22 protein-coding genes are annotated in these 25,713 nt (G+C 45.3%); 9 read left to right on the top strand and 13 right to left on the bottom strand.

The window, feature by feature from the left end; all coding sequences use genetic code 11:
* Positions 1 to 13 precede the first annotated feature (13 nt).
* The 3 genes from NL645_RS02060 (at position 14) to NL645_RS02050 (ending at position 2,792) form a co-directional block, all read left to right on the top strand.
* Positions 14 to 1,627, top strand: coding sequence for a VRR-NUC domain-containing protein (locus NL645_RS02060; RefSeq protein ID WP_253651091.1), 1,614 nt, complete (start codon positions 14 to 16; stop codon positions 1,625 to 1,627).
* 166 nt (positions 1,628 to 1,793) lie between these two features.
* Positions 1,794 to 2,441: an AcfA family outer membrane beta-barrel protein gene (locus tag NL645_RS02055; RefSeq protein ID WP_253651090.1), complete on the top strand. Its 648-nt coding sequence runs from the start codon at positions 1,794 to 1,796 to the stop codon at positions 2,439 to 2,441.
* Between the two features lie 15 nt (positions 2,442 to 2,456).
* A complete protein-coding gene (locus NL645_RS02050; protein WP_253651089.1) occupies positions 2,457 to 2,792 on the top strand; it encodes a NirD/YgiW/YdeI family stress tolerance protein in 336 nt (111 codons plus the stop codon).
* Positions 2,793 to 2,868: 76 nt separating this feature from the next.
* Here NL645_RS02050 and yegS read toward each other — a convergent pair whose 3' ends face one another.
* The 11 genes from yegS to NL645_RS01995 all read right to left on the bottom strand — a co-directional run bounded on the left by yegS (position 2,869) and on the right by NL645_RS01995 (position 14,990).
* Positions 2,869 to 3,771 (bottom strand): lipid kinase YegS, encoded by a 903-nt coding sequence (gene yegS, locus NL645_RS02045; RefSeq protein ID WP_253651088.1) that lies wholly within the window; start codon positions 3,769 to 3,771, stop codon positions 2,869 to 2,871.
* A gap of 8 nt (positions 3,772 to 3,779) precedes the next feature.
* The gene (locus NL645_RS02040) at positions 3,780 to 4,685 is read right to left on the bottom strand and encodes a LysR family transcriptional regulator (RefSeq protein ID WP_253651087.1); all 906 of its coding nucleotides are present in this window, start codon (positions 4,683 to 4,685) and stop codon (positions 3,780 to 3,782) included.
* Between the two features lie 173 nt (positions 4,686 to 4,858).
* Complete coding sequence (locus tag NL645_RS02035) at positions 4,859 to 5,284, bottom strand: bifunctional diaminohydroxyphosphoribosylaminopyrimidine deaminase/5-amino-6-(5-phosphoribosylamino)uracil reductase RibD (RefSeq protein WP_253651086.1); 426 nt, start codon at positions 5,282 to 5,284, stop codon at positions 4,859 to 4,861.
* A gap of 49 nt (positions 5,285 to 5,333) precedes the next feature.
* On the bottom strand, positions 5,334 to 6,650 hold the full coding sequence (locus NL645_RS02030) for a BatD family protein (protein ID WP_253651085.1): 1,317 nt from the start codon (positions 6,648 to 6,650) through the stop codon (positions 5,334 to 5,336).
* Positions 6,647 to 8,377, bottom strand: coding sequence for a VWA domain-containing protein (locus tag NL645_RS02025; protein WP_253651084.1), 1,731 nt, complete (start codon positions 8,375 to 8,377; stop codon positions 6,647 to 6,649). The genes NL645_RS02030 and NL645_RS02025 overlap by 4 nt, the downstream gene beginning before the upstream one ends.
* Positions 8,370 to 9,440 carry a VWA domain-containing protein gene (locus tag NL645_RS02020; RefSeq protein ID WP_253651083.1) on the bottom strand — a complete coding sequence of 357 codons (1,071 nt, stop codon included), beginning with the start codon at positions 9,438 to 9,440 and terminating at the stop codon, positions 8,370 to 8,372. Before NL645_RS02020 ends, NL645_RS02025 begins: the two co-directional genes overlap by 8 nt.
* Positions 9,433 to 10,011 carry a DUF4381 domain-containing protein gene (locus NL645_RS02015; protein ID WP_253651082.1) on the bottom strand — a complete coding sequence of 193 codons (579 nt, stop codon included), beginning with the start codon at positions 10,009 to 10,011 and terminating at the stop codon, positions 9,433 to 9,435. Before NL645_RS02015 ends, NL645_RS02020 begins: the two co-directional genes overlap by 8 nt.
* Positions 10,012 to 10,974 carry a DUF58 domain-containing protein gene (locus NL645_RS02010; protein WP_015313118.1) on the bottom strand — a complete coding sequence of 321 codons (963 nt, stop codon included), beginning with the start codon at positions 10,972 to 10,974 and terminating at the stop codon, positions 10,012 to 10,014. It lies immediately after the preceding gene.
* A gap of 12 nt (positions 10,975 to 10,986) precedes the next feature.
* Positions 10,987 to 11,970, bottom strand: coding sequence for a MoxR family ATPase (locus NL645_RS02005; protein ID WP_253651081.1), 984 nt, complete (start codon positions 11,968 to 11,970; stop codon positions 10,987 to 10,989).
* Between the two features lie 85 nt (positions 11,971 to 12,055).
* A complete protein-coding gene (locus NL645_RS02000; protein WP_253651080.1) occupies positions 12,056 to 13,357 on the bottom strand; it encodes an anaerobic sulfatase maturase in 1,302 nt (433 codons plus the stop codon).
* A gap of 106 nt (positions 13,358 to 13,463) precedes the next feature.
* Positions 13,464 to 14,990 (bottom strand): arylsulfatase, encoded by a 1,527-nt coding sequence (locus tag NL645_RS01995; RefSeq protein WP_005396660.1) that lies wholly within the window; start codon positions 14,988 to 14,990, stop codon positions 13,464 to 13,466.
* Between the two features lie 140 nt (positions 14,991 to 15,130).
* Between NL645_RS01995 and NL645_RS01990 the strand changes: the two genes are divergently transcribed.
* Positions 15,131 to 15,988, top strand: coding sequence for a LysR family transcriptional regulator (locus tag NL645_RS01990; protein WP_174856108.1), 858 nt, complete (start codon positions 15,131 to 15,133; stop codon positions 15,986 to 15,988).
* A 122-nt stretch (positions 15,989 to 16,110) separates the two neighbouring features.
* On the opposite strand, the gene NL645_RS01985 is transcribed toward NL645_RS01990, so the two are convergent.
* Complete coding sequence (locus NL645_RS01985; protein ID WP_046875994.1) at positions 16,111 to 17,658, bottom strand: arylsulfatase; 1,548 nt, start codon at positions 17,656 to 17,658, stop codon at positions 16,111 to 16,113.
* 330 nt (positions 17,659 to 17,988) lie between these two features.
* On the opposite strand from NL645_RS01985, the gene NL645_RS01980 reads away from it, so the two are divergent.
* From NL645_RS01980 to NL645_RS01970, 3 genes are all read left to right on the top strand, one after another.
* Positions 17,989 to 18,360, top strand: coding sequence for a winged helix-turn-helix domain-containing protein (locus tag NL645_RS01980; RefSeq protein WP_253651079.1), 372 nt, complete (start codon positions 17,989 to 17,991; stop codon positions 18,358 to 18,360).
* Positions 18,361 to 18,449: 89 nt separating this feature from the next.
* Positions 18,450 to 20,804: a fatty acid cis/trans isomerase gene (locus NL645_RS01975; protein WP_253651078.1), complete on the top strand. Its 2,355-nt coding sequence runs from the start codon at positions 18,450 to 18,452 to the stop codon at positions 20,802 to 20,804.
* Positions 20,805 to 20,822: 18 nt separating this feature from the next.
* Entirely contained in the window at positions 20,823 to 21,014 is a 192-nt protein-coding gene (locus NL645_RS01970; RefSeq protein ID WP_054867428.1) for a hypothetical protein, read from the top strand.
* Between the two features lie 49 nt (positions 21,015 to 21,063).
* Here the strand turns inward: NL645_RS01970 and torS are convergent, their stop codons facing one another.
* A complete protein-coding gene (gene torS, locus NL645_RS01965) occupies positions 21,064 to 24,027 on the bottom strand; it encodes a TMAO reductase system sensor histidine kinase/response regulator TorS (RefSeq protein ID WP_253651077.1) in 2,964 nt (987 codons plus the stop codon).
* A gap of 43 nt (positions 24,028 to 24,070) precedes the next feature.
* Here torS and torT point away from each other — a divergent pair, with 43 nt between their 5' ends.
* Together torT and NL645_RS01955 are read left to right on the top strand one after the other, a co-directional pair.
* Positions 24,071 to 25,120 carry a TMAO reductase system periplasmic protein TorT gene (gene torT / locus NL645_RS01960; RefSeq protein WP_080936816.1) on the top strand — a complete coding sequence of 350 codons (1,050 nt, stop codon included), beginning with the start codon at positions 24,071 to 24,073 and terminating at the stop codon, positions 25,118 to 25,120.
* Positions 25,121 to 25,184: 64 nt separating this feature from the next.
* The gene (locus tag NL645_RS01955; RefSeq protein ID WP_005376571.1) at positions 25,185 to 25,640 is read left to right on the top strand and encodes a methylglyoxal synthase; all 456 of its coding nucleotides are present in this window, start codon (positions 25,185 to 25,187) and stop codon (positions 25,638 to 25,640) included.
* The last annotated feature ends 73 nt before the right edge of the window (positions 25,641 to 25,713 follow it).

Below are 25,713 nucleotides of genomic sequence, written 5' to 3'. Positions count from 1 at the left end.
TTATCGGTCGTTTATGGAAAGCCCTATCGAACTTGCACCAGACTACTATCTAGAAAACTTCTTTAAGCTGACTCACCACGCAGTAACCTGGTACAGCGATTTACTGGCTGAGGAAGAACACGCTTGGCTTTGCTCGTTTGATTCCTTGAGCAAACACGCCCAGTGCCTGTTGGTGCGTTTATACAGCCGAAAAGGGCGTTGGTTTCGAAGTGATAAGCTGAGTTATCAAGAAATACCTTCAATCAATGAAGCGCTGGCAGAATTGAGTCAACATGAGTTTGTGGCCCTTTCCCCCACACTCTCTCATCAAGAGTTAGCGTCTAACTTACTGACGAAACCGGAGATCTCTGCACTTTACCCAGAGCTACCGAAGTCATTAAAGAAAGATGTCCTTGTAGAGAGTTTAAGCAACACGGAATTTGATCGTTTTGAGCAGCTTGAGTTTACGATCATCAAACTCAATTCCGCCCACATGATCGATGTTTTACTCACCCTATTTTTTGCCAACACCCATCAAGACTTAAGTCAGTTCGTGCTTGATGACTTAGGTCTACATCAGTTCGAGCAATACCAATTGAGTAAAGTGCGCCGTTTCTTTGATTCACGTGAGCAAAGAGACCGCTTAATTGAACTGAGCCAACTGAGCAACTTGTACTGGCAATTTGATCGAAAAGACAAAGCCAATCTCGACTTATTAATTGAGGCAATGCCTCAGCCCGTTAATCACCATTACGTGGATCGTAAACGTGAACACATGTTGAATGACATAGCACGTGATTACGAACGGATTGATGAGCTAGAGACCGCCCTATCACTATTTGGCCAAACTCAGCTCGCTCCGAGCCGAGAACGACGTGCACGTATCTATGACAAACTAAACCAAGATGATTTATTTAGTGACATTGTCACAGAGATGCTGCAGTCGCCAATTGATGTGTCTGAGCTCGAAGTCGCACAAAAACTTGAGCAACGGTTGAAGCGAAAACAAGGCGCGAAAATGCCAAGAGTAGCAAAGCCACTCTGCTCCGAATACCATATTGAACTGGATTTATCTCAACAACGAGTCGAGCTTGCCAGTAAAGCGTATTTTGAGTCCTTAGGCTGGAATGTGTTTTACGCTGAAAATGCGTTGCTCAACTCGCTACTGGGGCTTACATTCTGGGATGCGATTTTTGCTCCTATTGAAGGGGCATTCATTAACGCTTATCAACACCGTCCTTTAGATTTATATCACTCGGATTTTGTTACCAAGCGCCAAGTTTTGATAGACACCGCTTTTGCCGAACTAGAAGCGGGCAACACCCAGACGTTATTGACAAAATACGATGAGAAGTTTGGCATCAGTAATCCATTTGTACATTGGAATTTAATAAGTAAAGAGCTACTCGAAACAGCGCTCAACACTATCCCAACCAATATGCTGATGGCGCTGTTCAAAATACAATTGAGCGACCTTAAGCTTTACCGTAATGGGATGCCGGATCTCATTGCTTTTAAAGAAAACGAGTTCAAGTGGATTGAAGTGAAAGGTCCTGGCGATAAACTCCAGGATAACCAATGGCGTTGGATCAAAGAGTTTACTCGCCTTAATGTCCCGTTTGCGGTGTGTTACGTCGCCGCAACTTAACTTACTCTATATAAAGAGCTTGGTGTTTGTTCACTCAAACCGCCCCTCGGTTATCGCCCCTTGCTCTTTTTTCTAAACATTTTTTTCGTTTCTTCACGATCGCTTCACGCTTCTTCACACAAAATGCGCTTCTACTCACTAAGTTGATTTGAAGAGGCAAAATAAAATGAACAAAACACTTCTTGCGTTACTTGTTACCTGCTCAGTTTCGGTATCTGCGGCTCCTTATGTAGGTCTGGAATATGGACTAGGCACCACTGACCATGATTTGGAACCTCACTTTTCAACTGACAACGTAACACTCAGCCCTGAGCTTGAAGACGGTATTTTCTCAGGTTTTGTCGGTTACGCGTTCAATGACAACTGGGCGCTAGAGTTGGGCTACAGCCAATTTGACCTTGATGATAATCGTTCAAAGAACCTTGGTATCAAACAAATTGATGGCAAAGATTACCATCATGAAATGGATTGGGATGCGTCAATCAAAGCCAAGCAAGTGTCGTTGGCACCTGTGTTTAACTATGCATTAAATGACAAATGGACAACAAAATTCAAAGCGGGTCTAACGTACACGGAATACAACGCCAAGGTTTCTAAACATCAAGAATACGAGCTTGTCGCGAATGATGATGTAGAAATGAACAACACGCTTTTCCACAACACAGAGAAAAACAACGAGCTAGGCGCAATGTTCTCAGTGGGTGCGGAATACAGAATTTTCCCGCAGCTCACCATAGGTGCAAACGTAAAATATCAACTAGACAGCTACGCAAACACGGCATCCTTCAACGTAGGCACAACTTACTACTTCTAATTTAAGGAGACGATAATGAAAAAAATAATTTTAGCATCCATGTTTGCCCTACTTTCAAGCTCAGCTTTCGCCGCATTTAATGGTCCAGAAGTAAGCGTAATTAATTCGGTGAAAGAGGCGCACAACGTAACCGACGACAGCGCCGTCATGTTAACCGGGCACATTGTTCAATCTCTTGGTAACGAGACTTACTTGTTCAAAGATGAGACTGGCGAAATCGAAGTAGAAATCGACAATGAAGATTGGATGGGACTAGACGTTGGTCCAAACGATAAAGTGATGATTCGAGGCGAAGTTGACTCAGAGTGGACAACCACGCAGATCGACGTAGAGACCATTCAAAAGCTTTAATTCGCCTGACACCTCAACACAAACAACACAGCCACATATTGGAGGCTGTGTTGTTTATGAGCCGGAAACTACTCGTTTAGCTGGTCAAGCAAGGACAATCTTGCGGCAAGACTAATCGTATACTCTTAGGCTGAACATCAAACCGTATTGTTCTCGAATGATATGGTTCGCCATCTAAATTGAGCGGAAGTGGATTTGGGAAGTCTATCTCCAACCAGCTTGCTCTTGTGTGTTTTACAAACTCACCTTTCTCGCTAGGATTATTGATCTCTTCGATAACTTTCGGCAGCTCATGAGGCAAGAATGGACGCACCAGTGTTAGATCCATCAAGCCATCATTAATCATCGCTTTCGACGCTAACTCTTGCCCACCTCCAGCTAAGCGACCATTGCAGAAAGCGCCAAGCAACATTTCTCCCTGATAAGCCCCACCTTCAATTTTTATTGTTCCGTCATAAGGTTTAAAGCCGAGCGCTTTTACAACACCGGTTAGTGTATAAGCGCCGCCACCAAGAAAGTTTTTAAGTTCAACAGGCGTTTCTGCCGTAACTTCTGCGCCAAACCCTGCTGTTGCCACGTTAACAAAGTAGCGATCGTTAGCCTTGACACAATCGACCAAAGTAGACTGCCCTTCTACGGCGAGAGATAAAGACGCCTTGATAGAAGCTGGCACTTGAATCGCGGTGGCAAAATCATTTGCGGTACCAAGAGGGATAATGGCTAACTCAGGGCGTTTTTCTTCTTCAATTTGGATAATCGCAGAAGCCGCCTCATTGACGGTCCCATCGCCACCAGCGACAACAATACGTTCAATCCCTTCATCAACCGCTTCTTTCACCAAGCGCGGCATGTCTTGAGATTCCCAAGTCACTCGCACTTGCAGATCGACGCCCTTGTCTCTCATTTTCATGATTGCATCTCTTAACTCTGGGTTCCCAGCTTTTTTGCCGTTAAGGATGGCACGTATTGTCTTCTTCATTGCACTTCCTATTGGTTGATGGTTTTCCCTGCTTGTTTAATCTGTGATCGCAACCATTGATGGGCACTGTCGTTTGTCCGACTAGGATGCCATATTGTGCAGAGCTCATAGGTTTGTTCATCAAATGGCATAGATAAAGATTTAACATGATAGGTGTGGTTGAACAAGTTGATCATCGACTCGGGCATTAAACCAATATATTCACTACCGCAGATAACAGGTAGCATTTCTAACACGCCAGAAGCTCGATACTTTACCTTTCTTTTATCCAAGTCGACAATATCATCGGCGTTTAACAAGCTCTTACGACTCTGCCACTGCGAAACCACCACATGTTCTTCTTCAAAAAATTGTTCAGCCGTAATCTCGTCCTTTAAGCGTGGGTGCTCCTCGCTACACACCACCACCAAGCGCTCAGTAAGTACAGTTTCAACTTTTAAAACTGTTCTTGCTCTTGGCGCGATATCAATGATCAAGTCGTAACGTTGCAAACGCAGATCGCTTTCAAAATCTTCCGTAAAGAGTGGATGAACCTCTAAAGCAATATGTGGTGCTAACTCCCGGATCTGTTTCATGACTTGAGGGAGCAACTCAAAACTTGCAACAGAGACACAAGCAATGGAAAACACTCGATTCGATACTTTAGGGTCAAATTCGCTAGAAGCCGTCAGAGTTGAAGTAAAGTTTTGCACCGAAGTAAGCAGCGCAGGGTAAATATCCATAGCAAAAGAGGTAGGTTCTACCCCCTTGGTACAGCGATGAAATAAAGGTTCGTCATAAATATCACGAAGGCGTGCCAACGCTTTGCTGACTGCGGGCTGTGTGATACTGAGACGTGCTGCCGCTTTAGATAAGTTCCCCTCTTCATAAATGGCAATAAAGATGGGGATGAGATTAAGATCGGTCGGTTTCATGCTATTAAATTTTTCGAAAATCACTTTTTCTATTTTAATCTAACAGCATGATTGTTAACGTAGCCAAGTACAAGAAATGGGCGGTACGACCTGTTTTAATGAGTTTTAACTCAATTTTGACGTACTCCATTCACCGCATAAGTGAGCAGCTAGCGTGCAAGCCAAAGCTTACATTAAGATTTGCCTAAATATGGGGTAAGAAACTCGCTGACTTCCTCGCCGCATAAACCAATTTCTACCTCAATACCGGCTTGTTTTAGAATCTCGATACCTCGACCACTGTTGCGCGGATCTGGATCCAACATGGCTACGACGACTTTGCTAATACCGGATTTTACTAATGTCAACGCGCACGCTGGCGTGCTACCAACAAACGAACACGGTTCGAGCGTAACGTATGCCGTCACCGATTCTAACGAGCCTTGATATGCATTCAGCGCTTCTACTTCCGCGTGATTGCCACCAATAGCTTGAGTATGACCTTCTGAAACGATTTGATTGTCTTTCACTAACACGCAGCCAACCGGCGGGTTGGGTTGACATTCAGGAAGCGCATTTTTGGACACTTCCAATGCGCGGCGCATAAACTCGTGGCTCATTTGAACTCTATTCTCTAATAAAAACGAGGCGCTATATTAGCGCCCCGTTTTATTCATTGCCATCTCTTCCAATGACTTTGTCCAGTTCTGGTAACGCTCGCGGAATACGGAGTTTAAAGCGTTGTTGTTTGGTCTGTATTTTGCGCCACATCGACTTCATTAAATGAGCGCTATTTTCACCACTTTGCAGTCGCGACGCACTTTTTTGCCACGATTCACTCGAATCGGCTTTGGTCATTTCCAGCTCTGCCGTATTTAAACGCAATTGTTTGTACAATACGGTCCTTGCTTCAGACCAACGTTTAGCCTTTAACAAACGGTGGAACGTCAACCATGCTGGTGTCGGTCTGTTGCGGTAGTAACGTTTAATGGCTACCAATGAAACAGTCACAAAACCCAGCAATACAAGCGTGGATACAATCCATGCAAAGTACGTTTTGATGAAGGATTTCAACGTGTGCTTCGCAGCAAATGTTTTGCCCTCTAGCACCACCGTTTCCACTTGTTGAGTCTTACTGTTCCACCAACGGAACTCATAATTTGGCAGGGTTAATTCACCACCTTGTTGAATCACGTACACGCTCTCTTCTGTGCGTGTTGACTGGTAATCACCACGTGTTTGCGTATCTGTAAGACGGTGCGGTTGAGGATACGCTTGGTAACGGGTTGTTGATTCTCCTTTCAACAAGTCTGGTAACAACACAGATAGTGAATCTTGAGCTGAAACGGTGATTTTACGCGTGATTGCATCCCCAACTTTGAGTGACTCAGTGGAGGTTTCCCACTCTTGTTTTACGTCTACGTGCGTTGCAGAAAACCAAGGCGTATCACCGCTCAACAATCCCGATGGCAAGACAGTTTTGAACTTAATCGGCTGCGTGTAAAGTGTGCCTGATACCTTCTCGCCGTCCGGTGCCGACACCTGAACGCCTACTGCGACAGGTGGAATCACAAAATCACCAGATGCTTGTGGGTACAAAGTCACTTCCCAGCGTTGACGCGACCAAGTTTGTCCGCCCTTGTGCTCCGTGAAGTTAGTGGCTAACTGATTACGCTGTTTGGCGATAACATTGGGCATTTCAATACTGCCAATTCGCGTCCCCCCCGTAAACCAGCGCGGCGTTGCCACTTCGATGGTTAAAATAACTTGCTCATTGACACTAAAACTTGGCGTTTTACGCTTTTCTCCTGCCGTTGGTTGTTGACCAACCCACGCTTGCAACTCAACACCATGATTGCGTTGAAGATCGTAAATATCCTGAGCGGAAACGTGACGACTTACGAACAGACTCAAACAAACCACTAACCATGCCACTATCCGTACAGGAAGAGAAAAAGAGTTAACGCGATGGACATTCATCATCATTGGGCAGCCTCCTCTGTATTGTGTTCCGTTGTCGTAGTTGAGCTACCCGTTGTTGGCGAGCGTAATTGAATTTGGAATTTAGCGCGTAAGAAATACTTCGGATCCGCTTCGACTCGCTTTAGCCACTTGTCGGCTAATTCTTGGCTACCTAAGATGTCGTCTGCGCTTAACGTCTCTTTAATCATCAACTCCGCTGACGTTTGTTCATCCGCTCCTTCTGCGGTTTGAGGGTTGTCGCCTAGCTCGGTTGACGCCTCTTGCTCTGTTCCGGCTTGACTTTCACTCATCTGATTTATCTCATCGACGATGCCAGCAATCACTTTCAAGTTGTGCTCAACATCAGGTCTTAACGACTCGTTCAACGTTGGCTTGCTGGCTAAGGATTTTAACAAGTCGCGAGCAGCCAAATATTCACGTTGGCGCGCCAATGCGCTCGCCGCATTGTAAAGACCGTAATCTCGAACCTCTTCAGACGGGTCGTTTTGCATTTCCAAAAACGCACTGTGCGCGAGTTCAAACTCGCTAGCGTAATAGTATGCCGTGCCTTTGCGTAATGGATCGACAAAGTGTTTTGCAGCTTCTAAATACGCTTGTTGGTTGAACAAACGCTGTCCTTGTTGGTCTGGCGTCAGCCACAAATCCCACCACCATTGCGCCACCTTGTCGAAGGTCGTCACTTTTTGCACAACTTGTGGCTGTTCGGCTTTAACAGAAATGTTCTCCGCCATCGCACTGGTCGGCATCAACAGTGTACCGCTCACCATTGCAATCACGCACCACTGCACTAACCACCCTTTTCTAAACCACAGCATCATGATCAACGCGATTGGGAACAGCAGTTGATAACCCATGTCTTTCCAAGGCATTGAAGATTCGCCATTAAGCTGCATATTGCGCTCAACGTATCGATTCAGTTGTTCGATATCACTGTTATCGACCGTCACTTTCACCAATCGACCGTTGGTCTGGCTGGCCAGTTTTTGCAGAGAATCCAAATCCATCGGATTGTTACTCACGATGTCTGCATTCCCCGCAACAAGAATTAACAGTTGATAAGGTTTGCCTGCAAAATACGCTTGGTATTGCTTAATCGTGGCTGGGTTCACGCCGTCACTCACCAACAAAACGGTGGAACCTGGTTGACCTTGCAATTGTTGATCAATTAACGGCAAGGCTTTTTCAGCAAGCTTACCTTGCACGGGCATGATTTCTGGCGTAATGGCCGCCAAGAATGGGTCAAATACTTTGCTGTCTTGAGTCACAGGCATCGCCACATGAGCACTGCCCGCAAACACGACTAAACCCGTTTTTCCGCCTTTTCGCGCAGCTAATAAATCGCGTATTTTCTGTTTGGAACGCTCAAGGCGGCTTGGTGGGAGATCTTTTTGCAGCATCGAGTCGCTGTTATCAAGCACCACAAGCAGAGAGGCTTTATCTTCACCAAAGGGAGAAGATTCACGTTGCCACGTTGGGCCTGCACAAATCACAATGGCGATTAGCACAATCAGCATCAAGAGCTTAAGCGGCAGTTGCTTGCGCCAACCTCGCTCGCCTATCGTCAAAGCATTGCGTAAATGTTCGGGCAGAATATCCTTCCAGCTTGGTTTGCTTTCTTCTCGCCAGCGCAACCACACCAAGAAAAACATGGGGATCAAAGCAAGTAACCACAACGGTCGAATAAAATGAAACTGCGTAAAGAATTGCGTCCAACTAAGAGAATCAAACATCGCTCTCTCCTAATGATGATCGTGTTGCAGCCCTTCTTTTGAGTGTCGCGACGCTGAACGCGAGTAAATGCATGATAACCACTAACGCCATCAAGTAATGGTGAAGACTTTGTTTCGGCCGGTATGTGGTGCTTTCGTAAAGTTGAGGTTCCAGTTTGCCAATCTCGTCGTAGGCAGCCGACAGTTCATCACGGTTGAGTGCTTCAAACGCTTCACCGCCGGATTCTTTCGCAATGCGATGAATCGTGTCCATATCCAACGCGGTTTCACCTATCGTTTCCGGATCACCCATCGCAATCACGTGCACTCGCACGCCTTTGGCTTTCGCAACTTTCGCCGCATCAATCGGTTCGACAAAGCTGCCCGTGTCGTTACCATCGGTTAATACAATCGCGACTTTTTCACGGTTTTGATCTTGTTCTAAAGCACCACGCGACTTATCGCTTTGCTCAAAAACTTTAATCGCTAAGCCAATCGCATCACCAAGATGGGTACTCTGCCCTGCCATCGCCACATCGGTTTGGTTAAGCAGTTCGAGCCACACTTTTTGGTCAGCGGTAAATGGCGTTTGCACGAAAGCGGCATCACCAAAAAGAACCAAGCCTAATCGGTCACCTTTACGAGACTGAACAAACTCCGTCAACACTTCTTTCGCCGCATCAAGGCGAGAAATTTTTTCACCTATACGAGAGGTGAAATCAGGCTCAGCCATGGAACCCGAAAGGTCCACCACGACCATCACATCGCGCCCTAAACTCTCGCGAACTTGAGGCTCGCCTAACACGGTGGGTTTGGCCATCGCACACACCACCAAAAGCCATGAGAGAATTAACGTTGCTCGTTGCCACCAGCTTGGGGTTAACTGGCTTGCACCTTCTGATGGCGTCTCGCCAATCGCTTCCACCAGCTGACTAAAAAACGGCACTTTGATCGCCATTTGCTTAGTGCGATATGCAGGCACCAAGTAGTACACCACCAATGGCAGCGGCAAAATCAGAAACCACATTGGGTGAGCAAATTCAAAACCAGACAAACCAGTTATCGATGCAAGAAGATCATTCATGTTGACCTCCCTGATGTGCTTTGCGTTTCAATCGTGGTGATTTCTTTGCCGCGCTTTTTTGAGCATCACCACGGTGTTCACTCACCCAGTTTTTCGCACGAGCAATAAGCGTTACTCGCTCTTCGTTGGTTAGCGTAACGCTTGGGTCAACAATACTTTGTAGCCAGCACTTTGAAAGCTCATCGTTAAAAACCATTTGCGAGTTTGCTTGAGAGTCTCTGGTTTGCGGATACAGCGCATCGAGCTTACGCAGAAAGGCGGTATCAAACAATTTCGCGTTGCGGCTATCAACATGAATCAGCACAATTTTAAGCACAGAGAACAATGCTTTAGGCATGCCTTTGTCGCTCGGTTTGATTTGCGAAATCGCCAGTAGAGCTTCTTTTCGGTAACGATTATGCCACCATTGCCGACCCAAGCGATATGCAACATATACCAATGCAATGAACGCAACCGCCGCTAAAATTTTCCAGCCAATAGTTTGCGGATACCAACTAACGCTTGGTGGCACGGCCACATCATGTAGCTCTCTGAGTATGTAGGTACTCGGAGGCGTAGGAAGACCATTCATCTAACGCCCCCCTACCAGTTTTTGAAATTGTTTAATGTGCTCGCCTGTCGTATCGAGTTCGATGTGCGGAAGGTGTTTCATCGCCATAAGTTGAGAGAGTGATTGTCGCTGTAAGCTAGTTCGAGCCTCAAGCTTTGCGCTCGCGGCCTCTACCTTTGCTTTGCTATCTAAATTGAGTTGATACTGCCCATCACCAACCACCCATTTCGATTTTGCCAAATCGTCTGGTAGTGCTTGTTCTAATGGGTCACTGACCATCACTGCGAGAACATCGTTGTGCTGTTGTAACTGTTTAAGGTGGTCAAGATGGTGCTCCTCGCAGTCGCTCCAGTCGCTAATAAAAATCAATGTGGATTGTTTGAGCTTCATGCGTTTAATGAGCTCAATCCATTGACTGAACGTCACTTTTTCGGAATTGCGGGAGTCCACATTGAGCGATTGATTGGCTTTAGCGAGACGCTTAAGTTGAGCCAGAAGATCGTTTTGCGAACGCTGCGCCTTGCTGTGAAACAACGCCTGTTGGGATGCGATGACAAAACCAACTCGGTCGCCATCTTTTAACACGCGCCACCCGCACATGGCCGCGATTTCAGCCGCGACAACCGATTTCATTACTTGCGTCGAAGCAAAAAACATTGCGCTGCGCTGGTCGACACACACGATCACGTTGCGATCTTTTTCTTCGGTGTAGCTACGCACATGCGGTTTGCCTGTGCGCATCGTAACTTTCCAATCCAGATTACGAATGTCGTCACCCAATTGGTAATGACGCAGCTCTTCGAAGTTCAATCCACGACCACGAAACAGCGAATTGTGGCGGCCTGAGAGTACGCTACCCGCTTTTAGGTGAGGAAGTAAACTGAATGATTCTGCTTGTGCTTGCAAGCGTACTAAGCGAGCGTAATCGCAGTACAAACGGGGATCCATCCCCTGTGATTTTGGCGCAAGAGTTGGCTTAGCCATAATGCCTCCCGCTTACCCAATTTCTACACAATCTAGCAGCTCTTGCACGACGCGTTGGTGATCGACTCCGTCTGCTAGTGCATCGTAGGTCAAAGAAAAACGGTGGCCCAGTACAGACGGAATCATGGCTCGCACATCGTCAGGAGTGACATGGTCACGTCCTTGCATCCACGCATACGCACGAGCGCATTTGTCTAGTGCGATGGAAGCACGAGGACTAGAGCCAATCTCAATCCATTTTGCTAAGTTTGAATCGGCATAACGCTCTGGCTTACGAGTCGCCATCACTAACGCGACGATGTAGTTTTCCACTAGATCTGACACAACAATATCAGGTAGTTGACGACGTGCTTCTAGCACCACGTCAGGTTCGATGTGTTTTGGCGTAATAATTTCGCTGCTGGTTTCCGCACCTAATTCTTCACTGCGCACCAAACGAATGATGTCACGTTCGGCTTCATCTTCTGGGTAATCGACGGTAACCTTCATGATAAAACGGTCCATTTGTGCTTCTGGCAGCGGATACGTGCCCTCTTGTTCTACTGGGTTTTGCGTTGCAAGCACCATAAACAAGTCTGGCAATACGTGAGTTTTATCACCTACCGTGATTGTGCCTTCGGCCATGGCTTCAAGCAGTGCTGCTTGTACTTGGGCTGGCGCACGGTTGACCTCATCGGCAAGCACTATGCTGTTAAAAATTGGCCCTGGCTGAAAATGGAGTTGCGGCTTGCCATCCAACTCTTGATAAACCTCGGTTCCCGTCACGTCCGATGGCAAAAGGTCCGGCGTAAACTGGATTCGACCAAAACTCGTGTTTAACAAGTTGGCCAACGATTTTACAGAACGTGTTTTTGCCGTTCCCGGCAAACCTTCTAGAAGAATGTGCCCGTTCGTTAATAACCCGATGACTAAAGCTCGAACCACGTGGCTTTGTCCAATGACGCTTTTTTCTGTTTGTTCGATGAGTTCTTTTATCGCTTGTTGTGCGTGGTTCATAGGGTACCTTTTCAGTGGTTTAAGCCGTCTTTTCAATAGTTAAGTATAAGAACAAATGAAATAACTTAAGGTTATATTCACTATGTTATCTTTGTGGTTCTTCAGATTGGAGCAGCTGCGCAAGACCAACCAACATCGGTAATGCGTAATCAAAGAACATTTTGATTCCCGAACACAGATAGTTTAGTCCAGCCTCGTCATTCGGCGTTTTGATCAGACGGTTTTTCGGACACTCGCCCCAGCAATAAGGCAAGTAGGGACACTGCTTACAATACGTCGGCAAAGATTCGCGTTTTGCCATGCCAAAGGTGTATTGTCGTGTAGAGAATGCCATGTCATTCAATGAGTGTTCATGAATGTTGGCGAGTTTGTATTCTGGGTATACATAGTGGTCGCAACTGAACACGTCGCCATTGTGCTCAATCGCCAAGCCTTTGCCACAAAACTCAGCTGTCACGCAAAGCTGAGACGGTTTCCCCATTACTTGCGCTACCGCGGTTTCAAACAGGTTAACCAGTACACGGCCAAGATCGTTATTCACCCACTCTTCAAAGGTGGTCATTAAAAAGCGTCCCCAGTCTTCAGGATCGACCGACCAACCCGTCACTACAGACATTGGATGACCCGGTTTCGCCAGATCACTGCCTTTGGTTGGGATCATCTGTTCGTTCCAAAACTGCGGTGCGGTTGTTTGGAAGTCGTTCGCTTCAACCACCGGTGCAAACTGAATGTATGTCACACCCAATTCTTGGGTTAAAAATCGATACACTTCGAGCGGGTATTTCGCATTGTGTCGATTCACCGTCACCAACGCGTTGAATTTCACGCCATGTGCTTGGAGCTTATCTACCGCTTTCATCACCAGATCAAACGTCGGCTTACCGCTGCGGGTTTTGCGATATTTGTCGTGCAGCTCTCGTGGCCCATCAATCGACAAGCCAACTAGGAAGTTGTGCTCTTTTAAAAACGCGCACCACTCATCGTTTAGCAAAATGCCGTTGGTCTGAAGGTCGTTTTCAATGCGAACGCCTTTCGGCTGATGTTTCTTTTGCAGAGCTACAACATTGCGGAAATAGTCCAACCCAAGCAGCGTTGGCTCCCCACCCTGCCATGAGAATACAATTTCTTCGCCATCCTGACTTTCGATGTAGCTTTTCACGAACGCTTCCAGTGTTGCGTCGTCCATTTTTGGCTGCTTTTCTTGGTGCAGTAGATTTTCTTTATGCAGATAAAAGCAGTACTGACAATCGATGTTGCATTTTGCTCCGCCTGGCTTTGCCATCAAATGGAATCGACGGTCGTACGCACCCGGAACCGTTGCTTTAGACGCCGTTTTAAGAGGAACAATAGGCATGGTAGTAGAATGGCGAGGGGAAATCTTACTCATACGTTTCTCACTATTTAATATACCCAAATAACCTCGTAATCACATTTCAGCAGGAATTGAAGCTATTTGGGTATATAGCGCTCCGAAAAGCGCTATATAATATTAATTACTTAGAAGACTTAGGTACGAACGAACCTGCTTCCATACGAGGTGGGAATTCTTTGAATGTACCCATCACTTCTTTCACTGTATCCATCGCTGGCATCATTAAGAATGAACGCTCGTACATCCAACGAGAGTAACCCATACCTTGGTCACCACGTTCGAATGGGTCGATACTCAAGTCGAAGATCAATGGAACACGAAGTTTAGTAAACGGCTTGCGCCATACATCCATGCCTGTTTCATTCTCTTGAATCATAAAGTGGAACTTGTACTTTCCTTGGCGTAATGCCACAAGATCACCGTCATCGCTCCAGTAAACGAATTCGTTACGAGCAGATTTGTCTGACTTACCCGTTAGATATGGCAGTTGGTTGTAACCATCTAGGTGAACTTTATAGTCCATATCACCAACTTTCTTACCTTTTAGTAATTCATCTTTAACTTTGGTGTCACCCGCTGCAGCAACCAATGTCGGGAAGAAATCCTCTAATGACATCATGCCGTTGAACGTTTTACCTGCTTCGATGTTTCCAGGCCATTTAATCAACATCGGCACACGGAAACTGCCTTCCCAGCCAGTGTTTTTCTCAGAGCGGAATGGTGTCATCCCTGCATCAGGCCACAAATCAACCATAGGGCCGTTGTCAGTGGTGTAAACAATGATTGTATTGTCATCCACACCTAACTCTTTGATCTTGTTAAGTAGCTGACCGATTTGATCATCGTGCTGCTTGACACCATCCGCGTAAAAACCAGCACCTGTTTTACCTTGGTATTCTTCAGGAACATGCGTGAAGTTGTGCATGCGAGTGGTGTTAAACCAAGTAAAGAACGGCTTATCTGCTTTTACTTGTTTTTCTATGAAGGTTTCCGCAGCATCAAGGAATTCACCGTCAACATTTTCCATACGCTTACGCGTAAGTGGACCGGTATCTTCAATTTTGCCGTCAGCGTAAGAGTGGATTACGCCACGAGGGCCAAATTTCTTCTTGAACTCTGGATCTTTAGGATAATCCACGTTCTCTGGCTCTTCTTCCGCGTTCAAGTGATATAGGTTGCCGAAAAACTCATCAAAACCGTGGTTGGTAGGAAGGTGTTCGTCTCGGTCACCTAAATGGTTCTTACCAAATTGTCCGGTTGCGTAACCCATTTGCTTGAGCACAGTTGCAATCGTTGGATCTTTTTCCGAGATACCTTGCGGAGCGCCTGGTAAGCCCACTTTTGATAGACCAGTACGTTTTGGCATTTGACCAGTAATGAATGCAGAACGGCCTGCTGTCGAACTTTGCTGTGCGTAGAAGTTAGTGAACTTCGCACCTTCTTTAGCAATGCTATCGATGTTCGGCGTGTTGTACGCCATCATGCCTTGGTTGTAGGTACTAAGGTTCCAGTAACCAACATCATCACCAAAGATGACAAGAATGTTGGGTTTGTCCGCTGCGTGTGCAACTGCAGATGCAGCGCCTAATGCTAACGTACATGCGTTAAGTACGAGTTTTTTACTGCTCGTTTTGGTCGCATTTTTCATATTATCTCCAAGAGTTCGCTAGTGCGTAAAAATGGTATTCGCTTTTCAATACCATTGTTGATATAAGATAAAGCACTAATTTCAGGCGATAAATGCAGTCAGAATTAGTTAACCTATAAATTAAATTTATGAGTAACGTTATGGACTTGAATTTGATCCAAACTTTTCTTGTTGTCGCGGAGTTCCAATCTTACACGAAAGCCGCGGAACAATTGGGGCTGACACAACCCGCTGTGAGCGCTGCAATAAAGCGTTTAGAACAAGTGGTCGATAAGCAATTATTTGTCAAAAAAGGGCGAGGTATCGCACTAACATCCACCGCCTATCAACTGCTACCACAATTCCAGCAAGCGGTTAATATCATTGACAATGCGATATCCGATAAGAATCATTTTGAAGTGTGTTGTTCCGAAATTTTATTGCACATTATGGACCCGATAAAGAACACTATTTTTTATGAATCGCCACCCGAAAAGTTCTTATTATTTGAGCTTCTAAGACAACAAAAAGTCGATCTTGTCATTGATACTGTTATCACAAAAGATGCGGCGTTTATTATTGAAGATGCCTACGAAGAAGAGGCGGTGATTATCTGTCGTGAGAATCATCCCCGCGTGCAAGGCTCGCTCTCAAAAGAACAGTTTTATGAGGAAACTCACTGTTTGTTTTCAGGGAAATGGAACAACATGAGCGGTTTTGAGCAGCTATCCCAAGAAACTATTCAAGAGAGAAAAGTCGATTTGATCACATCTTCGCTTGCTGGTATGGCGTTGTACGTCGCGCAACGCGATTGTTTAGGTTTAGTGTCTCAATCTTTTGCAAACAAATGGAGTAAAGCCCTTAAGCTTCAAGTTCTGCACTGCCCTATTTCTATATGCGCTATCCCTTACAAGTTTGTTTACCACAAGCGAGAAATGAACAACCCTGCTCATATTGCGCTACGTGAAAAAATTAAAGCGAACTTAACGGCTGCCCACTACGAGCCAGTTTCCTTGTAGGCCTTATTGATTCGCATTTTCTTTGTCATTCGTTGCTCTTAAAGCTTCTATTAGACGGAAAAAGAGGCTCATATGAGCCTCTTTTCTATATGGTTGCATCGTATTGCTTACGTAGCACTAGCCTACTTATTTGGGTTCTCTTTTAATTTCTCCATCACCTGATCGAGCGAGAAGCTTGCCGCTTTTTGCCTTGGTGGGAACTCTTTAAATGTTTCGAGGAATCTGCCTACGTAAGCTTGGGCAGGAACCAGCATATAAGCACGGTCTAGCATCCAATCATAGTAGGTGTTGGAAGTGATATCTGCCACTTCGTAAGGATCCATACGTAAGTTGAAGATCTTAGGAACTCGAAGTGTGGTGAATGGTTCTGCCCAAATGCGCAGCGTACCTTTTGCTCGTTGCTCCATGAAAACCAGTTTCCACTTGTTATAACGAAGTGCGGTTAAGTCTCCATCATCCGAGAAGTAAAAAATCTCTTCACGCGGTGCTTTCTCTTCTTTGCCAGTTAAATATGGCAGGAAGTTGTAACCATCGAGATGCACTTTGAATTTCTTACCATTCGCACTATAGCCTTTGAGTAATTTCTCTTTGATACTGTCATCACCCGCGGCAGCAACGAAAGTTGGCATCCAGTCCATATGGTGCATGATATCATTCGAGACAGAGCCAGCTTTAATTTTACCCGGCCAACGTACCATCGCAGGGACTCGATACGCACCTTCCCAGTTGGTATTTTTCTCTCCACGGAATGGCGTTGTACCTGCATCTGGCCACGAGTTCATGTGCGGACCATTATCGGTTGAATAAAAGACTATCGTGTTGTCTTTTATGCCCAAATCGTCCACTTTTTTCAGTAGTTGGCCGACATGATTATCATGCTCAACCATGCCATCTGCATACTCACTGATGCCTGTTTTTCCCGAATTCTCTTCTTTCACGTGGGTACGGAAATGCATACGCGTTGCGTTCCACCAGACGAAGAAAGGTTTTTCAGCTTTGACGGCACGATCCATAAAATCGAGAGCCGCATCCAACGTCTCTTCATCCACGGTTTCCATACGCTTGCGAGTCAGAGGCCCGGTGTCCTCAATTTTGCCGTCAGCGTACGAGCGAATAACACCTCGTGGACCAAATTTTTTACGAAATTCTGGATCTTTAGGGTAATCGACGTTTTCTGGTTCTTCCTCGGCGTTCAAGTGATAAAGGTTGCCAAAAAATTCATCGAAGCCGTGGTTAGTAGGCAGGTGTTCGTCTTTGTCGCCTAAATGATTTTTACCAAATTGACCCGTCATATAGCCCATCGGCTTCAACATTTCGGCAATGGTGGCATCTTCTTCCTTCAAGCCAAGATCTGCGCCAGGAAGCCCTACTTTACTTAAACCCGTTCTAAGGACGGTCTGGCCGGTGATAAAAGTAGAACGGCCCGCAGTACAAGATTGTTCACCGTAATAATCCGTGAACATCATGCCCTCTTTCGCGATGCTGTCTATGTTTGGTGTTTTGTATCCCATCAAGCCGAAGGTGTAAGCACTGAGATTGGACTGGCCAATATCATCACCCCAAATGACGAGAATGTTAGGTTTCTCTGCCGCGATACTGCTACTTGTCGCGCCAATTAAGGCGGCGGCAAGAATCGCTAATCGACGTTTTACGCCATATTTCGCTGTCATATAAACCTCTGTGTGTATTAGAAAAGAGCTTCCTGCAACAGAATGTATAGTCTAGAAATAGTGGATAAGCGAATCTTAGAAATAAGAACTTTAGAGACATTAACAGCTGCTCTAGTCTCCAAAATAGCTGATTATTTGCTTTAGAAATTGTGGTAATACTTATTGATTTGGCGATTTAAATTGGTGCTCTTTCCGTCGTAGAGTTATTTCTTCCATATCAGAATTTTGATATGACTCCGACATATTGCATTACAAATAAAATACAGCATTGATTTCAAGCTAACATTAATGATAATAGTTTTTACTATCATTAATAATTAAAATGCCAATATGTTTGAGTATATCCTTTCGTCTGCTCCTAAGACGGCAGCTTCCGATAACGGTCTCAATAATGAATATGAGCTCGTACTGGATAAGCACAGCCATACTGTGATGATAAATCGTCCGTCAGACAAAAAGTTAGTTCAGCTTACAAGCGTTCAATTCGAGCTGCTCCGTACTCTGACTCATTATCAAGATCAAGTGCTTAGCAAACCTTTCCTTTATGAAACGGTACTGAAGCGCACGTTCTCAGAGCATGACCGCGCACTCGATATGCACATTAGTAGAATAAGAAAACGACTGGCTAGCGAAGGGATTAAAGCGGATCGAATTCAGACCGTTCATCGACAAGGTTATGTATTTAAGCATGCGAAAAAGTAAAGAAATCGCGGCGAATTGCTCCAACTTTTGGTAATTGACCGCTTATTTTGCTTTAATTAATGCAAATTCTAATCACGTAAAATAACTCAATGAATTTGCGCTTAATTTTTATACTTTGCATTGCTACATTGTTTGCTGGCTGTGCAACCTATGCGGGCCTTAGCTATGACCAACTGTTTGGTCCACAGCTCGTTCGTGAACGTACGGCGGACGTGGCTACACCTCAAGCAAACTTCTTCCAAAGCGAAGTCAAACCCATTATGGATAACCGCTGTGTCGTCTGTCATGCGTGCTACGATGCACCATGCCAGCTTAAGCTTTCTTCCGTTGAGGGTATTGACCGTGGCGCGAGCAAAGCACTGGTATATGAAGGAACAAGACTTACTGCCGCCGCGCCAACACGCTTATTCGAAGATGCAGAAACAACCCAAGAGTGGCGCGATGCGGGTTTTCATCCGGTACTTAACGAACGTGATCAGAGCATGGCGGCCAACATTGATGCAGGCCTCATTGCACGTTTGCTACAACAAAAAGAACGCCACCCGCTGCCTGATCAAGTCCAGTTAGAAGGTTTTGATTTTTCGATAGATCGAGAACAAACCTGTCCAACAATTGAAGAGTACGAACAGTACGAAAAAGATAACCCAACCTGGGGAATGCCTTTTGGTATGCCAAACCTATCAAACAGTGAATACCACACACTGATGACTTGGCTGGAAAACGGCGCGATAATGAACGTTCACCAACCAATTAGTGAACAAGAGCAAGCTCAAATCGACAAGTATGAAACTTTGCTCAATCGCGCTGATCTAAAAAATCAACTGATGGCTCGCTATATTTACGAGCATTTGTTTTTGTCTCACCTCTACTTTTCAGAACTCACTGAAGATCCTCGATTCTTTACGTTAGTTCGTTCTTCTACTCCACCGGGGCAACCAGTAAAACGTATTTCAACACGTCGCCCGTACGATGATCCCGGGGTTGAGCGCGTGTTTTATCGAATTATTCCAGAACAAGGGACGATTGTAGATAAAACACACATGCCGTTCGCGTTAAACAAGCAACGTATTGAAAACTGGAACACATGGTTTATCGATGCTGATTACACGGTTAATCAACTACCGAGTTATGAACCTGAAGTTGCTGCAAACCCAATGACATCATTTATCGATCTTCCGGTTAAATCACGCTTCAAGTTTATGTTGGACAATGCACAAAACACGATCATGGCTTATATTAAAGGGCCTGTTTGTCGTGGCCAACTTGCATTGAATGTTATCAATGATCGCTTTTGGATATTCTTTCTAGATCCAGATAAAGCAGATATCCCTGAAGTAAATGAGTTTTACCGTTCTCAGGCTGATAACCTAAGACTGCCAGCAGAGCAGGAAAGCAACACGCTGCCTGTTACCAACTGGGTTAAATACGCGCGTCAGCAAGCTCGCTACCTAGAAGCCAAGTCTGAATTTACCAATAACTGGTTTAAGGAAGGCGAAAACCTATCCACCGACGTAATTTGGTACGGTAATGGCACCAACCACAATGCGGCATTAACGATTTTCCGCCACTTTGACAGCGCGTCAGTCGTACAAGGGTTAGTTGGCGAGCAGCCGAAAACGATATGGATTCTTGACTACGCGTTACTAGAACGCATCCACTATTTGCTCGTTGCTGGGTTTGATGTGTACGGCAACTTCGGCCACCAACTCATGACACGAATGTTCATGGACTTTTTGCGTCTGGAAGGCGAAAGTAACTTTATATCTTTGCTGCCAACCGACATGCGTCATGAACTGCAATCAAGCTGGTATAAAGATCAAAGTCCACAGTTAAGTGACTTTTTACAACGCAACGTGAAGCCATTTAACCAACCAACCAGCGTCGAGTACAAAACTGACGATCCAAAAACAGAGTTAGTCGAGTTGCTTAGAGAACGAGTCTCAGATGTTCTTCTTCCGCGCTACGAGATTAAAGATACTGAGCTTTCTGCTCAAAGTGAAAAACAGCTCCAACGTATTGGCCAAGTTCGCGGAGAAGGTCTGAAAACCGTTCCGCAAATCACCATGCTTATGGTGAGAAGCCAGTCTGGAAAAGATGAGTTGTTCACCCTACTTCACAATAATGCACACACGAATATTTCTAGCTTGTTTGATGAAGAAAGCAACCGGGACTTTGCTAACGATGATATGACTATCGTACGTGGCGTTGTGGGAAGCTACCCAGCGGCATTTTTCTCGATAAACGAAAATCAAGTAAAAGAATTTGTCGATCAATTTAGTGCCATCCAAAATGAATCCGATTACGTTAAGTTGTTGGATAATTTTGCGATTCGCAGAAGCTCAGAAAAATTCTGGCCGTTTAGCGATCGTCTGCACAATTGGTACCGTACAAAACAACCGATCGAATTTGGATTACTTGACTATAATCGTTTTGAGAATCGATGATGATTTAAGGGGGTTCTCATGGGTATCCGAGATAACATTGCCGCTCTTGAACAACAGATTTACGTTGCTTGTTCTGAGGGAGACTACGAAACGGTCAACATGCTTGAGCATCAACTCGAATACTTGCGTGGCAAAGTGGAGCATCCTTTTGATGACGACCCTTATGCCCTAGACACTCGATTCGAGTGGGAAGATGACATGACCAAATAGAAAAAACCTCCGGCTTGCCGGAGGTTTTTGTTTTTGGGATGCAATTGATTTACTTCGCCATCAACTCATCAAGAGCTTGAATTGATTCAGACACTTGAGACACCAATTGATCTTTAGTCGCCATGTAGGTATCTAAAGGTTGAGGCGCAGCTTCAATTTCTTGGCAAGAGTTCATTAATGCAGTAAGCCCTAAACTCCCTGCGCTGCCTTTTAGTTTGTGAGCAAGGTTCTTCACTTCTTTACTGTCATTACCACCAGCAGACGCTTGCAGCTTGCTTAGTACATCGGCACTGGTCGTTCTAAACAGATTAATGATGTGCAACATCTTCTCTCTGCCCAAGATTTTCATATCGGACTCAATCACGCTCGGGTTAATGATGACCACATCTGATTCCTCTGTTTTAGGGACTTGAATAACCTTTGATTGTATCGCTTGTTCTTGAGGCGAAGTTTGATCAAACGGGGTACAGTCGGCATTTTGTGGCAACAATAACGGCTTTCCATCCAGCACGTCCTGAATCAATGCCGCTAGAGCTTCTTTTGCCAATGGTTTAGGTAAATACCCGTCAAAACCTGCAGCTAAATAGCGCTCAACTTCTTCGGCAAAAACGTGCGCAGACACTGCGATCATAGGCGTAGCAGCAAGGGCTTTATTAGCTGGTTTGTTACATTCAATTTGTTTCAAACGTTGGATTAACTCGGTTCCATCACAGTCTGGCAAGTTGATATCGACTAAAGCGATATCAAAATCCTGCGTGCTGATCAGTTGCTCTGCCTGTGAGCCGTTTTCTGCCATCACGACCTGGTGGCCCATGCTTTCTAAAAAGCCTTCCGCAACCACTCGGTTTACTTCATTGTCTTCTACCAACAAGACTTTCGCTTTCACTTTGCAGCGCGCGGTTGCCACTGCACCGGTTTCAACAGGTTCACTTTCCTCTAATGGAATGGAGAACCAGAATCGACTGCCATGTCCTTCTTCAGAATCGACTTCTAAAATACCGCCCATCGCTTCAATGATTCGTTTACTGATGGCAAGGCCAAGACCCGTTCCTCCAGTTTGACTCATCCCACCTTCGGCTTGCGTGAAGGCATCAAACAACGTTTTCTGATCTTTTTTGGCAATACCTATCCCGGTGTCTGATACTTCAAATAGGACTTGCGACTCATCCTCTGGGTTGAGGCTAACGTAGATATCAATTTCACCTTCGTCAGTAAATTTAATCGCGTTTCCGACAAGGTTGTTCAGCACCTGACTGATTCTGGTGACATCCCCTTTCCAATAGCGACTTACATCACTTTCAATATGATAGGAAAACAACAGCTTCTTCTCTTGAGCTCGGCTGTTCATTAACTGGAAAGTGTCTTCAACCATTTGGTGTAAATCGAAGCCCATGTGGCGAATCTCTAAATGCCCTGCTTCAATCTTGGAGTAGTCCAGCACATCATTCAGAATCGCGAGCAACGTTTTACCACTGCGGTTGATGATTTCCGCATAACGCTTTTGAATGGGGTTGAGGCCTGAGTCAATCAACAAACGTGCCGTTCCGAGCACCCCATTCATCGGCGTTCTGATCTCATGGCTCATGGTCGCCAAGAATGCTGATTTAGCTCGACTCGCTTGCTCTGCTTGCTTACGAGCTTTCGCGTGATTCAAAACCTCTTCATTCAAACGGCGGTTAGCTTGTTTTAACTGTGAAGTGCGTTGCTCAACGAGCTCTTCCAAATGCTCTTTGTGCTCTTCGAGCTCTCGCTTGGCTTGAGCTTCTCCCTCTGCGACCACTTTTAGCGCTTGAGCTGTATTTCGAGCCGTGATGATAGCTTGCCCCATATGCGCTAGCTCATCTTTGCCTTTTACCTCCAGCTCGACGGCTAAGTTACCCTGCGCCACAGAAAGCAGCGCAGCAGAGTACTCTGCCAATCGCTTAACCACAGAAAGGTATACAACACGCCATAAAATCAGCACCAACACAATCAAACCAACAATTGAAATCACCGTTAGAGACCACTGAGCGAATTTCAGCGTGCTCGTCAATTCATCCACAGCGACGGTTGTCGTTTTGTTTGAATCATCAACCAATTTGTTTACGGTACCATTCAGCTCCGAAAACAATTCCAGTGTCTTTTGCATCAGTTGTTGAGATTGTTCGTTATTCTCATACTGCTGCATCAAAATAGTGAACACGACCTGACGCTTACCGAGCTCTGTTAGTAGTTGGCTCATTTGTTTAGAGCGAGTGGGATCTTCTACGGCAAGCACACGGCGCTTCATGATTTTGAGATTACTTTCAAAATCACTTTGCACCTGCTGGATTCGCTCAATATTGGTTAATGTGCGAGCCTCTTCAATTTGATTCAGCATTTTAAAAGCCAATAAGTGCAGCTCATGCAATCGCTCTGTCAGATCTAGATCCACTTCCACCAGCGCATCTAGTGCCTGATAAACTTGCGATTTTTTATTCGATTCTAATAAGTCATAGATATGTGTGACGTTAGCAACGGCAATGGTGCTCGTGTTCTGAACTTGCGTCCGAGTTAGCTGTTCCAACTCTTCACTCAGTAAGCGCATCTCTTCGACACGAGTATCAATCTCTTTTGCCAGCCACAGCTTTCTTTCAACCGAAACACCAAGTTCTGCCAAGTTGTCGATAACGTTCTGGACGTTACTCTCGAGATCTTCTAGCAATTGAGAATCAAACGACTCACTCCCCAGCTCTTTGATATGAGTAAGCAATGATTCGAGCTGTTCGAAAAGCACACGCCCAGACTCTTTTCTTTCCTGCTCGTTTCTTGCGTTCGATAACAGTTGTACAGACGAAATGATGCGAGTACTCAACTCAGAGACTTGCCTCGCTTCAATCATGGCGGGAATTGCAGAATCCACGACATTTCTTTCCGTCTTGGCAACTAAAGAAAATCCAGACACACCAATAAGTGCCGATAACATAACCAGCATTGCCATCGCAATGAAAGACAACAAGAGTTTACGACCGATGCTTGCGGTTGCTAGCAACATATTTTCATGACCTTAATGTTCGTGTTCAGCGACATATTACGTTATATTTTGCAGTGTTTACTTAATCTATGCCAACGAACTTCATTTCATGGTTAAAAATCAACACGCATTTCGCACAATTTTCAAACATTCTGCAGTCACATTAGCCCTTGTCGCTTCTTTACCAGTGGTTGCAGCAGAAAAAGTATGTGCCATTTACCCTCACCTAAAGGATTCATACTGGTTATCAGTAAACTATGGAATGGTGTCCGAAGCGAAAAAAGAAGGCGTCGAGCTGAGAGTCCTTGAAGCGGGTGGCTACCCAAACAAAACGCGTCAAGAGCAACAACTCGCACTGTGCAGCCAATGGGGAGCAGATGCGATTGTCCTTGGGACCGTGGACCCACAAGCCTATGAACATTCGCTTAAGAATTGGGTCGGAAACATTCCTGTCTTTGCTACTGTGAACCAACTCGATCTGGATGAAGAGCAAAGTGAGCTGTTAAAAGGTACGGTCGGTGTTGACTGGCACTGGATGGGATACGAAGCAGGAAAATATCTCGCTGCTCGCCATCCAAAGGGATCAGGAAAAACAAACATTGCCTTACTTTTGGGGCCGCGTACTCGTGGAGGCACGAAGCCCGTGACTGCCGGATTTTATGAAGCGATCCAAGGAAGTGATATCAACATCGTTGACTCGTTTTGGGCAGACAACGACAAAGAGTTACAGCGTAACTTGGTTCAACGTGTGATTGATATGGGAAATATAGATTATATCGTTGGCAGCGCGGTTGCGATTGAAGCCGCTATCAGTGAACTGCGTAGCGCAGGCAAAGCTGAGGAGATCGGTTTGGTTTCTGTGTACTTAAGTCATGGTGTTTACCGAGGACTATTGCGTAACAAAGTACTCTTCGCGCCAACAGATAAAATGGTGCAGCAAGGCAGGCTTTCCGTCATGCAAGCAGCGCATTACTTGAGGGGTGAAGAGTATGACAAACATGCCTCACCAACGATCAAGCCACTGACTCCGAAGACACTTCATGACGATACGATCGAAGAATCGTTATCTCCGTCAGAATATAGGCCGACATTCCGTGTTAAGGCTGTTGATTGAAAGACAAAAAACGTGTTCTATTGAATAACAACAATTTTAAAATCATACAAACGGAAACATCTTGATGCAAAAAACCATTCGTACCATGCCAACCCACAAACATGTGGCTTTGGTTGCCCATGACAACTGCAAACCTGAGCTACTTCGCTGGGTAAAAGAAAACAAAGAAAAACTGCAGAGTCACTTTCTTTACGCGACAGGCACAACCGGACACATGTTGAGCAAAGAAACTGGACTAGCGATTAAGAGCATGATCAGTGGCCCAATGGGCGGTGACCAACAACTTGGCGCGCTCATTTCAGAAGGCAAAATCGACGTTCTCGTTTTCTTCTGGGATCCGCTCAACGCCGTACCTCACGACCCAGACGTTAAAGCGCTTCTTCGTATTGCTAGCGTTTGGAATATTCCTGTGGCAACGAACCGAGCCACCGCTAAGTTCCTGTTTAACTCCCCTCTTCTTGAGCAAGAGGTAGATATTGAAGTACCGGATTACGAAGCGTATCTTGCTGAACGCATGTAAGCTTTGATTCCAACCGAATAACGTAAAGGCGATACTGAGTATCGCCTTTATTGTTTCTAAAATTCAGAAATCT

Source organism: Vibrio sp. Y51_MX_L26, assembly GCF_024181935.1.
GTDB lineage: Bacteria > Pseudomonadota > Gammaproteobacteria > Enterobacterales > Vibrionaceae > Vibrio > Vibrio diabolicus.
This window is presented reverse-complemented; position numbering and strand designations above follow the sequence as displayed.

Coding starts and splice junctions, on each gene's coding strand:
- NL645_RS02035 (WP_253651086.1), bottom strand. CDS start 5,284: ATGAGCCACGAGTTTATGCGCCGCGCATTGGAAGTGTCCAAAAATGCG.
- NL645_RS02025 (WP_253651084.1), bottom strand. CDS start 8,377: ATGTTTGATTCTCTTAGTTGGACGCAATTCTTTACGCAGTTTCATTTT.
- NL645_RS02040 (WP_253651087.1), bottom strand. CDS start 4,685: ATGAAACCGACCGATCTTAATCTCATCCCCATCTTTATTGCCATTTAT.
- NL645_RS02000 (WP_253651080.1), bottom strand. CDS start 13,357: ATGAGTAAGATTTCCCCTCGCCATTCTACTACCATGCCTATTGTTCCT.
- NL645_RS02055 (WP_253651090.1), top strand. CDS start 1,794: ATGAACAAAACACTTCTTGCGTTACTTGTTACCTGCTCAGTTTCGGTA.
- NL645_RS01975 (WP_253651078.1), top strand. CDS start 18,450: ATGAATTTGCGCTTAATTTTTATACTTTGCATTGCTACATTGTTTGCT.
- NL645_RS01990 (WP_174856108.1), top strand. CDS start 15,131: ATGGACTTGAATTTGATCCAAACTTTTCTTGTTGTCGCGGAGTTCCAA.
- NL645_RS02005 (WP_253651081.1), bottom strand. CDS start 11,970: ATGAACCACGCACAACAAGCGATAAAAGAACTCATCGAACAAACAGAA.
- NL645_RS02050 (WP_253651089.1), top strand. CDS start 2,457: ATGAAAAAAATAATTTTAGCATCCATGTTTGCCCTACTTTCAAGCTCA.
- NL645_RS02030 (WP_253651085.1), bottom strand. CDS start 6,650: ATGATGATGAATGTCCATCGCGTTAACTCTTTTTCTCTTCCTGTACGG.
- NL645_RS02015 (WP_253651082.1), bottom strand. CDS start 10,011: ATGAATGGTCTTCCTACGCCTCCGAGTACCTACATACTCAGAGAGCTA.
- NL645_RS01970 (WP_054867428.1), top strand. CDS start 20,823: ATGGGTATCCGAGATAACATTGCCGCTCTTGAACAACAGATTTACGTT.
- yegS (WP_253651088.1), bottom strand. CDS start 3,771: ATGAAGAAGACAATACGTGCCATCCTTAACGGCAAAAAAGCTGGGAAC.
- NL645_RS02010 (WP_015313118.1), bottom strand. CDS start 10,974: ATGGCTAAGCCAACTCTTGCGCCAAAATCACAGGGGATGGATCCCCGT.
- NL645_RS01995 (WP_005396660.1), bottom strand. CDS start 14,990: ATGAAAAATGCGACCAAAACGAGCAGTAAAAAACTCGTACTTAACGCA.
- torS (WP_253651077.1), bottom strand. CDS start 24,027: ATGTTGCTAGCAACCGCAAGCATCGGTCGTAAACTCTTGTTGTCTTTC.
- NL645_RS01985 (WP_046875994.1), bottom strand. CDS start 17,658: ATGACAGCGAAATATGGCGTAAAACGTCGATTAGCGATTCTTGCCGCC.
- NL645_RS01980 (WP_253651079.1), top strand. CDS start 17,989: ATGTTTGAGTATATCCTTTCGTCTGCTCCTAAGACGGCAGCTTCCGAT.
- NL645_RS02060 (WP_253651091.1), top strand. CDS start 14: ATGGAAAGCCCTATCGAACTTGCACCAGACTACTATCTAGAAAACTTC.
- NL645_RS01955 (WP_005376571.1), top strand. CDS start 25,185: ATGCAAAAAACCATTCGTACCATGCCAACCCACAAACATGTGGCTTTG.
- NL645_RS02020 (WP_253651083.1), bottom strand. CDS start 9,440: ATGAATGATCTTCTTGCATCGATAACTGGTTTGTCTGGTTTTGAATTT.